The sequence below is a fragment of the Snodgrassella sp. W8132 genome (assembly GCF_016100865.1).
GTDB classification, from domain to species: Bacteria; Pseudomonadota; Gammaproteobacteria; order Burkholderiales; family Neisseriaceae; genus Snodgrassella; species Snodgrassella alvi.
Genome location: NZ_JACFRQ010000017.1, coordinates 1 through 247 on the forward strand (window position 1 = coordinate 1; position 247 = coordinate 247).

General features: G+C 38.5%; 1 protein-coding gene. It reads left to right on the top strand.

What is annotated here, in order from left to right; genetic code table 11:
• Nucleotides 1-247: hypothetical protein (locus H3U82_RS10795; RefSeq protein WP_198210512.1), on the top strand; the 247-nt coding region annotated here is incomplete at both ends.

Below are 247 nucleotides of genomic sequence, written 5' to 3' on the forward strand. Positions count from 1 at the left end.
GTAAAGATGCCTATCTGAATACGGAAAGTATTAAAAATAATAATAAAGGGATAATAAGCAGTGAAAATCTGCATCTTAAGGCATCGGTAAGTTTAAACAACAGTACAAATGGTGTGATTCAGTCGGGCAAAGAGGCTGTAATTCAAGCATCAACACTGGATAATAGCAATAATGGCAGCATAGATGCAGACAGTATTGATCTGACAGCAGACAGTGTAAACAATGCTGCCGGAGCTATCCGGACAAA